We start from the raw sequence: 8,450 nt of genomic DNA, 5'->3' as shown, positions 1-8,450 counted from the left end.
GTGGCATCAACCCCTTCGACGCATTTTTTTGTGCGCGGGTGGTCCGCCGGCGGGCCGCTGGTTGCGCGCCGGCGGACTGGTCACCGCGCTCTGTACGACCAGTCTCGCGCCGATCACTCCGCTAGCCTCTGCACGCTCGCCACAAACGGCTGGCGGGACGTGCGCGCAGGCGGACACCAGGGCTGGGGGCGTGGCCACCCTGCGCGCCGGACGTACCGATCGATGTGTGCGCTGGGGTAGCAGCGGCGCGACGCCGCTGCCGCCCGCACATGCTCGCGCCAGCCCGAGGTGATCAAGTGACTGCATCAGCCGGGGATGACGTCGCCGTGCCGGAAACCACCAGATCTGTCGGCGCATGACAGCGCCCCTCGCATGATCGGACAGGCTCTGCGCAGTGCTTGACCGGTCGTAGTGAAGGGTGAAAGTTGATGCGGAAGTGGTTGCCGCTGGTGGCGATCTCGTTGAGCACGTTCATGCTGCTCGTTGACCTGACAATCGTGAGCATCGCCGGGCCGGCGCTGGCCAACGGGCTGGACGCTTCGCTGTCGGAACTGCAGTGGACCGTGGACATCTACGTCCTGGTGCTGGCCGCCACCATGATGGCCGTCGGCTCGACATCGGACCTTCTTGGGCACCGCCGGGTGTTTATCGGAGGCCTCGTGGTCTTCGCCGTGGCCTCGCTGGCATGTGGGTTGGCGCCCAACATTCACGTTCTGGTCGCGGCTCGAGCGGTGCAGGGCCTTGGTGCCGCGGCCATGTATGCCACCAACGTCGCGTTGCTCAATTCCATCTACAAGGGGCGCGATCGGGGGATGGCCTTCGGTGTCTGGGGGGCGGCCAACGGTGCAGCGGCCGCAGCTGGGCCCATTCTCGGCGGAGTCCTTACTGAGCAATTCGGCTGGCGGGCGATTTTCCTCGTCAATCTCCCAGTCGTCGCGATCACGGTGCCCCTCGCACTGCGTGGCATTCAAAGGTCCCGGCCACTAGCAGGGCGACGCATCGACCTGCTCGGCACCTTCACATTCACTGTCGCGGCTTCGGCGGTGGTGTACGGACTCATCCGCGTAGCGGAGCACGGATGGACGGACAAGGTCAGCACAGGAGCCATTGGCGCAGGCGTAGTCACCGGTATTGTGTTCGTCCTCGTGGAGCGGCGCCACTCCAACCCGCTCATCGACTTGAGCCTCTTCCGACAGCCGTCCTTCTCGACCCTCATGGTCGGCGGCGCGGTGCTCACCGCGTCGGCGTTCGGCAGCCTCGTGTTCGTCTCGCTCTGGGCGCAGTCGGTGCGGGGCCTCGGTCCGATCAGCGCAGGACTGGCGCTGACGCCGCTTGCTGCCGTGGGGTTTGTGGTCTCGGCCGTTGGAGGCCGACTTCTGCACCGAGTTGCACCGCGGCACTCCATCGGCTGGGGTTTGCTGTTGGTCGGCGCCGGAGCACTGTTGCAGATGCAACTCGGTCCGGACTCCGGATGGGCGGTACTTGTGCCGGGCCTCGCCGTGACCGGTCTCGGCGTGGGTCTGGCCTCGCCGGTGCTGGCGTCCGCAGCACTGTCGGCCGTACCGCCGCATAGGGCCGGTATGGCGAACGGGGCGATGAACACGTTCCGCCAGATGGGCTTCGCCGTGGCAATTCCGATCTTCGCCACCGTCGCGAGCGCCGAGGCCCGTGACGTACTCGGGCCTTCTGACTTGTTCACCGAGCCCGATGCGGCTTCCGGGCAGCTTATCGGCGGGGGGTACGCAGGGATCCTCGAAAAGACCCCGCCGGAGACGCGGGACGCCGTCGACCAGCTGCTGCGAAGCGCCTACGCTGCAGGGCTCGATGAGGTCTTTCTCCTGAGCGGCATCGTCGCTCTGGTAGCCGGCATAGCTGTACTGGCCATCGTGCGCTCGCCGGGACAGGCCGACGGCCCAGAGCCGGCCGAGTCGGCCGCCGTAGCCTCGCCGTCGATAGCGCTGCGGGCTGGGTTACCGCTGCGGCTCTCATCCCACGGCGGCCAGCACACGAATATCGCCGGTAAGGGACCCAGGCTACTTATCGACCATCGAATCGATGAGCCGGCCGACCGCGGAGTCGGCAGCGGCGAGCGCCGCATGGGGAGCATCGGAGGAGGCGATGTGTAGCGCCGCCTCGCCGACGGCGGCCAGCAGAAGGTGCGCCAGAAGATCGATCTCCTCCGCTGGGCAAGTGGTCTTGGAAGGGAGGCGTTTGAGCGTGCGTCGCAGGTTGACCAGGATGTGCTGTTCGTCGATCTCCCGCCAGCGCTTCCACCCCAGGACCGATGGCGGGTCCAGAAGTGTGATGCGCTGGACAGAGGGATCGAGCAACAGTCGGAGCCAGGCTGCACAACCCACTCGCAGCACCGTACGGGGATCGGCGTCGCGTGGCGTTGCTGAAGCTACTTCAACTGCCAATTCTGCGATGACGGTGTCCAGTACTGCATCGAAGGCGGCCTGCTTTGACCCGAAATGGTGATAGAAGCCGCCGCGCTGGACTCCCGCTGCTTGCAAGATCAGTTCGATCGACGTGTCGTCGTAACCACGGCGACCGAACAGCTCCCGTGCCGCCGCGAGCAGCCGTGTCCGGGTTTGGTGTCCCTTCACCACCCGCAGGTCCCTCATCTCCTCTGTCACCACCCCATCGTAGGCCCACCCACTGCCTGGTAACATTTACAAACCGACAGTCGGTTTGTGACCTTCTGTAGCGATAGCCTTACTTGCGGCTTTTCTAAAGGCAGGGGGGTGACCACACTTGAACTTCCGAACTCATTTCTATGCTGGAAAGGGTATTCAAATTGCAAGACCACGAATTCGCGGCCGAGGTTCGGTGGCGGGGCTCAACAAAAAACGGATACCGCGCATTCTCCAGGATGCACTACGGCTCTGCCCCGCCGTCGACCGCTCAATTGACCCTCAGCGCGGATCCCACCTTCCGCGGCGACTCGGAGCACCTCAACCCTGAGCAGCTGCTCACCATCGCGGCGAGCAGCTGCCTGATGCTCACTTTTTTATCGATTGCGGCGATGCAGAAAATCGAAGTCGTTAATTATGAGGACTCTGCAAGGGCTGTCATGCCACGCGACTCAATACCCATGCGGATCACGACGGTATTCCTCAATCCAATTGTGACCATCGGCGAGACGGAGGATGTGGAGATGGTTGAGCAGTTGATCCTACGAGCCCACTCGGAATGTTTTATCGCCAACTCTCTCGCAAGTGACGCCCAACTAGTTCCGACGGTGGTGCGGGTGGATCGGAAAGAGGTTCAGCCGTGAAGGACGTGCACGTGAGGTTGACCGACCGCGTAGGCGCGCTGGCGCAGTTCGGACGCACCCTGGGTGAGGCCAATGTGTCCTTGGAAGGCGGAGGGGTGTTTTGCGTGTCCGGCATGGGCTTGGCGCATTTCCTGGTCCAGGACGGCACTGCCGCCCGCGCCGCGCTCGAGGCCGCCGGATCTGACGTTACGTGGGTGCGTGACGTTGTCATGCTGCGCCTACGTCAGGACGTCCCCGGCCAAATGGGGGAACTCGCTTCTCGGATGGCTACCGCCGGCGTCAACATCGAAACGCAGTACAGCGACCATCACAACCGACTCGTCCTTGTCGTCGATCAGCACGAAATCGCATGCAGGGTCGCTGCGGCTTGGGATGCGGAGTGGTTCCCGGAGAACGCCACGCAGCATCCCGACGGCGACGACGCGAGATGACGTAAAGGTCGACGAGGGGAAGGATTTCCGACATGACAGATCAGGTGCTGCGGGGGCGGCAAGTAACACTCGAGCCTATCAGCGAACTACATGCCGGAGTTGTGCGAAGAATATTGAGAACACCGGAGGTGTGGCATCGCTGGGGAGACGACAACATCGATGCTACTTGGCCTCTGGAGGAGACCGATGAAGTCAGATACGCGGTACAAGAGTCAGGTGTTACGGTAGGACTGATTCAGTACGGCGAGGAACTGGATCCGAAGTACCGCCATGCTAATGTCGACATCTTTCTCGATCCGAAGGTGCATGGCCGCGGGTTGGGCCGCGATGCAATCACGACGCTGGTGAACCATCTACTTGGCGCCCGCAGGCATCACCGGATTGTCATCGATCCCGCCGCAGACAACGAGGCTGCCATCCGTTGCTACGCCGCCGTCGGCTTCCAGCCCGTCGGACGGATGCGCAAGTACGAACGTGATGCCTCCGGTCAGGCATGGCACGACGGGATTCTGATGGAACTGATTGACCAGGACGTCAGGGCTTTGGCTCATTGAATAACCGTAGAAAGCTTTAGCTGAAAACATCGCTACACGTTCAAACCAGGACAGGCAGTATCGCTCGCGCCCAGACCACAGGTGACAGGTTCCCCAGACCATCACATCGACAGCGCGACCGACAGAATTCATCGTCGGAGGTCGGTAGAATGCATGCAGCCAGCGGTTCCCTGAACGGCAATAAGTCCACGCCCACCAATATTAGGTTCAGTGTCCTGGGCCCGATGACCATCGAGTTGAACGGCGAGCCGCTGCCCGTGCTCGGCGGTAAGCTTCGGGTGCTCTTGGCATCGCTGCTCTTGCGTCCGAACCGGCACACGTCTGTGGCTCATCTGGCGGATCGGATGTGGGATGGCGAGTCCCCGCAAATGCCCCGCCGAGTGGTGCAGACCAACATCGTTCGACTGCGCCAGGCGTTGCTACCGCACAACCTTATCAAGACGGTGCCTGCCGGATATGTCCTGCGGGTCGAGCCTGATCAACTTGATCTGCTGCAGTTTGAGAGCCTTTTCCATTCAGCCAGTGAGGCGAACGATCTGGAAACCGAATGGAGCCTGCTTCGAGACGCCCTGGGGCTCTGGCGGGGCCCGGTCTGCGAGGACGTCGCTTCTGAGTCTCTCCGAAGGGTTGACGCAGCCCCCATAGCCGAGCGGCGGCTCGCCGCTTTGGACCGCCGGATCGAGATCGACCTTATGCTTGGCCGCGACCATCAGGTTGTTCCCGAGCTAGGGCACCTCACAACTGCCTACCCGTTCCGAGAACGTTTCTGGGTGCAACTGATGGCGGCACTCTACCGCAGCGGCCGGCAGGCCGAGGCGCTCGAAAGCTATCGCATCGTCTACCGCTTGCTGGCTGACGAGCTCGGCACTGATCCCGGCCCTGAACTGCGGGAAATGTACCAAGCGATCCTGAACGGCCACCACGACCACAGACTGTTGAAGCCGGTGGGTCAGGCGACTATCGGCGTCGACGGACCAGCGGACATCTCCAGCACTGGGTTTGACCGCGAACATCAGGCGAGCGGATCTGCCTCGGTTGACCGCTCGCGCTTCCCTGGCGGCACGCTCGAACCCCGTGAACTCCCTCCGACGATTAGCCACTTCGTCGGTCGGCATGATGAGATCGCCAGACTCGACAAAATCCTCGCAGTCGCGGCGGAGGCTGCGGACTCCGCGCCGACTATTGCGATCATCGATGGTCCGGCGGGTCTGGGGAAGACTGCGCTCGCTGTTCGCTGGTGCACGATGGCCGCCGAGGCTTTTCCGGGCGGCCAGCTTTACGTCAATCTGCAGGGATTCGGCACTCTTGCTCCGGTGGGTCCGCTGCAAGCGCTCACAATGATGCTTCGCAGCCTGGGGACGCCTCAAGCCGAGATTCCACACGATGTCGCATCCTGTTCCAATCTCTTCCGCTCACGAACCGCGTCCCGCAGGGTCCTGGTTCTCCTGGACAATGCCCGGAGCTCGGAGCAGACGCGCGCTCTCCTTCCCGGCGCTGGTTGCCTAGCGGTAATCACCAGCCGGAATCAACTTCGCGGGCTTGTCGCAAGTGAGGCGGCCGAACGGATCAGCGTTGCGCGGCTTGAGATGGCGGACTCGCTGAGGGTCCTCGCCTCGCTAGCCGGGCAAGCCCGGATCGATGCTGAGGGAACGGAGGGACGTCGACTGTCGATGCTGTGTGACAATTCCCCCTTGGCGCTGCGCATCATCGGTGAACGCGTCGCGCGCCTGCCCTCGGTAAAGCTCGCCCAGGTGGTGGACGAGCTGAGCAGCGTACAGCGCCCACTCGACGTTTTCAGTACTAACGACGGCGAGATCGGCGACATGCGTAGCGTCTTGTCGTGGTCGTACAACGCCCTTGACCCGGAGGCGGCGCGCGTCTTCCGGTTGGTCGGCATGGTCTACCCGGGCGCGGACCTGAGCCTGCCGGCCGCGGCAGCCTTATGCGACCTGACCGTTGACGACGCTCAGCGGCACCTGGACCGACTCGTCGCCAACCACTTGGTGGAGCAGCATTCTTTCGACCGCTACCGACTTCATGACCTCGTCCGTGCGTATGCGGTGGAGCAGGCGGGTCGGCACGATTCGGCAGCCGACCGGGAGGACGCGGCACTACGACTACTGACGTGGTTTGAACGGAGCCTGCACAACGCCGACCAGATCTTCGCGCCAAATCGGTTCCGAGCGGCCCCGAGTCAGAGCGCCAGCCCGCTATGTCCGATGCGGTTTGACGATCATCGAGCCGCTTTTCAATGGTGCGAGACCGAATATCTGACCCTGACGGGCCTGCCCGCGTGGGCGCACCGTATCGGCGCCAATGAGCTTGCCGGACGCGTGGCATACCTGTTGGGTTCTTTCCTCGCTTATTACAAGCGGTGGAGCGATCTCATCGTCTGTCACACGGTGGCGATCACCGCGGCCCAGGCCATCGCTGATCGAGGCCTCGAGGGTCACCTGTTGAATGCTCTGGGAAACTGCTATGCGGAGATGTGTGATGCTCCCCAAGCTCGGCTCACCTACGATCAAGCCATCGCGACTTTCGGTAGCTGCGGCGACGAACTCGGCGAGGCCAAGGTTATGGGGAATCTTGCGATGCTCGCCAACGAGGAAAAAGATTACGACCGAGCGGAGAGGCTAAGTAGCGAAGCGCTCCGTCTGTCGACAAAGACCGGATACGACCGCGGGCGAGCGGCAAGTCTCGACAACATGGGTGAGATCCATCTGATGCGGGGGCAGACGGAGGAGGCGGTTGACTGTTGGCGACAGGCGCTTGACATCAACAGACGCGGGGGTGACGCCATTACCCAAGTTACGAACCTGACCAATCTTGGCCGGGCTTATGAGAAGCTCGGCGAATATGATCGGTCAGTAGAGCACCACTCGGATGGGCTTGCCATCGCCCGTGAGCTCAGGAGCGAGCGGGGTGCCGCTACGGCGTTACTGCACCTGGGTGCCACCTTCCGGACGATGGGTCGGCATGCAGATGCCGCCGAATGCTGCTACGAAGCATTCGAAACTCTCACCCGCCTCGGCGATCCAAGGGCCCAACAAGCCCGTGAGCGACTTCGGACGTACCACCACCACTTCACCTGCGATGAGACGAAGACGCAGGGCGAGTAGGTTACGGGTTGCCGGGCTGAACCCCTCGGAATCCCCCCGAAGGTTTTGTCAATCATCTAGAAAGGTACAATTAGGTCATGCGTATCAGGCCGGCGGAGATCGACGAACTGCATGTGCTTCAAGGCATCGAGCGAGCCGCCGGAGAGTGCTTCCGCGAGATCGGAATGCCGGAAATCGCCGACGACGCGCCGTTGCCCGTCGAAATTCTGGGCGAGTACCGCGATGCAGGCAGAGCTTGGGTCGCGGCGGACGAAGCGGGGCATCCAGTCGCCTACATGCTCATGGATCTGGTCGACAACAACATCCACATCGAACAGGTTTCGGTGAACCCACATTATGCGCACCGCAGGATCGGACGGTCTCTGATCGACCATGCTTCCGGTCTGGCAGCCGATATGAACTTCCCGGCACTGACGTTGACGACCTTTCGAGATGTGCCGTGGAACAAGCCGTACTACGAAAGGTGCGGTTTTCGGTGCCTCGGTGACGATGAACTGACGCCTGGCCTGCGAGCGGTTCGAGAACGAGAGGCGCAGCATGGGTTGGATCGCTGGCCCCGAGTCAGCATGCGCCGGGAGCTCCGAACGTCTTAGTAGTGCTTTATTAGGTCGGGACGAGTTGGTGGAAGAGGGGGCAGAACCCGAGCCAGGTCGCGAGTAAGGGATGTCTCGTAACCCTGGTGTCTGTCCGTTGAGGATGGTCGGGCAGGATGCCGGGGGTGCAGGTGATCACGGCAGCTGGCTCGGAGTGGATCTTTCCGTTTACTGGGTTGCAGCCTGCCCAGTTCCGCAGCCTGGTCCGGCTGGTCGCTGAGCGTGACGGCGTCGCCGATGGCCGGCCGGGCCGGCAGTGGGCTCTTGACCTGCCCGATCGGGTGTTGCTGGTCGCCGCGTACTGGCGCACGAACCTGACGATGCGCCAGATCGGTCCGCTGTTCGGGGTGTCGCGCTCCGCGGCGCATCGGGTCATCGACGCCCTCGCGCCGCTGTTGGCCCTGGCGCCGGTGCGCAAACGGCCGGTCGAGCAGATCGCGATCGTTGACGGGACGCTGGTCCCGACCCGCGATCAC

The 8,450-nt window shown here is 62.9% G+C and carries 8 protein-coding genes; 7 read left to right on the top strand and 1 reads right to left on the bottom strand.

What is annotated here, in order from left to right; genetic code table 11:
• The first annotated feature begins 428 nt into the window (after positions 1 to 428).
• Entirely contained in the window at positions 429 to 2,126 is a 1,698-nt protein-coding gene (locus ABZS40_RS35850) for an MFS transporter (protein WP_354949104.1), read from the top strand.
• Here the strand turns inward: ABZS40_RS35850 and ABZS40_RS35845 are convergent.
• Entirely contained in the window at positions 2,034 to 2,636 is a 603-nt protein-coding gene (locus tag ABZS40_RS35845; RefSeq protein ID WP_354949103.1) for a helix-turn-helix domain-containing protein, read from the bottom strand. The two genes, ABZS40_RS35850 and ABZS40_RS35845, sit on opposite strands and share 93 nt — an antisense overlap.
• Positions 2,637 to 2,776: 140 nt before the next feature.
• On the opposite strand from ABZS40_RS35845, the gene ABZS40_RS35840 reads away from it, so the two are divergent.
• The 6 genes from ABZS40_RS35840 to ABZS40_RS35815 all read left to right on the top strand — a co-directional run.
• Positions 2,777 to 3,277, top strand: a complete 501-nt coding sequence (locus tag ABZS40_RS35840) for an OsmC family protein (RefSeq protein WP_354949101.1) — start codon at positions 2,777 to 2,779, stop codon at positions 3,275 to 3,277.
• Positions 3,274 to 3,708 carry an amino acid-binding protein gene (locus ABZS40_RS35835; protein ID WP_354949100.1) on the top strand — a complete coding sequence of 145 codons (435 nt, stop codon included), beginning with the start codon at positions 3,274 to 3,276 and terminating at the stop codon, positions 3,706 to 3,708. The genes ABZS40_RS35840 and ABZS40_RS35835 overlap by 4 nt, the downstream gene beginning before the upstream one ends.
• Before the next feature lie 32 nt (positions 3,709 to 3,740).
• A complete protein-coding gene (locus ABZS40_RS35830; RefSeq protein WP_354949098.1) occupies positions 3,741 to 4,262 on the top strand; it encodes a GNAT family protein in 522 nt (173 codons plus the stop codon).
• Positions 4,263 to 4,486: 224 nt separating this feature from the next.
• Complete coding sequence (locus tag ABZS40_RS35825; RefSeq protein WP_354949096.1) at positions 4,487 to 7,381, top strand: BTAD domain-containing putative transcriptional regulator; 2,895 nt, start codon at positions 4,487 to 4,489, stop codon at positions 7,379 to 7,381.
• A 77-nt stretch (positions 7,382 to 7,458) separates the two neighbouring features.
• Positions 7,459 to 7,974, top strand: coding sequence for a GNAT family N-acetyltransferase (locus ABZS40_RS35820; RefSeq protein WP_354949094.1), 516 nt, complete (start codon positions 7,459 to 7,461; stop codon positions 7,972 to 7,974).
• 125 nt (positions 7,975 to 8,099) lie between these two features.
• Positions 8,100 to 8,450: transposase family protein (locus tag ABZS40_RS35815; protein ID WP_354949106.1), on the top strand; the 351-nt coding region annotated here is incomplete at its 3' end.

Origin of the sequence: Micromonospora sp. NPDC005324 (genome assembly GCF_040607155.1) — a bacterium.
In the GTDB taxonomy this organism is placed as follows: Bacteria; Actinomycetota; Actinomycetes; order Mycobacteriales; family Micromonosporaceae; genus Micromonospora; species Micromonospora trifolii.
Note: the sequence above shows the minus strand (reverse complement) of the source record. Positions and strands in the feature narration are given on the sequence as shown.

What these genes read in the sequence shown, in the direction of transcription:
- ABZS40_RS35850 (WP_354949104.1), top strand. Translation starts at nt 429, where the DNA reads ATGCGGAAGTGGTTGCCGCTGGTGGCGATCTCGTTGAGCACGTTCATG.
- ABZS40_RS35840 (WP_354949101.1), top strand. Translation starts at nt 2,777, where the DNA reads ATGCTGGAAAGGGTATTCAAATTGCAAGACCACGAATTCGCGGCCGAG.
- ABZS40_RS35830 (WP_354949098.1), top strand. Translation starts at nt 3,741, where the DNA reads ATGACAGATCAGGTGCTGCGGGGGCGGCAAGTAACACTCGAGCCTATC.
- ABZS40_RS35825 (WP_354949096.1), top strand. Translation starts at nt 4,487, where the DNA reads ATGACCATCGAGTTGAACGGCGAGCCGCTGCCCGTGCTCGGCGGTAAG.
- ABZS40_RS35820 (WP_354949094.1), top strand. Translation starts at nt 7,459, where the DNA reads ATGCGTATCAGGCCGGCGGAGATCGACGAACTGCATGTGCTTCAAGGC.